Source organism: Kocuria sp. CPCC 205263 (genome assembly GCF_040981075.1).
Lineage (GTDB): Bacteria > Actinomycetota > Actinomycetes > Actinomycetales > Micrococcaceae > Kocuria > Kocuria rosea.
The window spans coordinates 1-509 of the sequence record NZ_JAVKPV010000094.1 but is presented as its reverse complement, the minus strand read 5'-3'; the positions used below and the strand labels follow the sequence as shown (position 1 = coordinate 509).

Genomic DNA, 509 nt, shown 5'->3' with positions numbered 1-509 from the left:
CGCAACGAATCAGACAAACCATTAAGGCACGTGTTGAATGATTAAGCAAATGTTATTTTAGCCTTCTAGAGGGTCGTTAAAATAAGGTTAGCTATTATTAACTAATCCTGTATAGTCAAATCTGGATTACCATTAGGAAAATATTTGTCTCGTAAAATGACAGGAATTGTCAAAAGTTTTGACTTCAAGAGCGGAAAGGGATTGATTATCCCATCAGATGGCAGAAAAGATGTTTTTTTGCATGTTTCTGCATTAAGTAATAGTGAAAGCCAAACGTTAAATCCAGGTGTTCGTGTTGAATTTTATCGTATAAATGGACTTAGTGGTCCGATGGCTGCAAATATATTTCTTTCTTAAAGTAAGATAATGTTGAGCTAAATATAAAGTGCGCATCAAAAGTACGGTAGATTATATATCTGTTTGTTCTATCAATTTCTCCCCTGATTTTTTACATTTCCAACATCACGGGCCACCGCATGCCAGATAAACATCTCAGCTGGCACAGTGCC

1 protein-coding gene is annotated in these 509 nt (G+C 36.0%); it reads left to right on the top strand.

Features of this window, described 5'->3' with window-relative positions:
• The first annotated feature begins 156 nt into the window (after window positions 1–156).
• Window positions 157–357 carry a cold shock-like protein CspF gene (gene cspF, locus RF647_RS19315; protein WP_164972930.1) on the top strand — a complete coding sequence of 67 codons (201 nt, stop codon included), beginning with the start codon at window positions 157–159 and terminating at the stop codon, window positions 355–357.
• Window positions 358–509: the final 152 nt, after the last annotated feature.

Bases quoted from the DNA above. Each gene is read 5' to 3' on its own strand.
- cspF (WP_164972930.1), top strand. From the start codon at position 157: ATGACAGGAATTGTCAAAAGTTTTGACTTCAAGAGCGGAAAGGGATTG.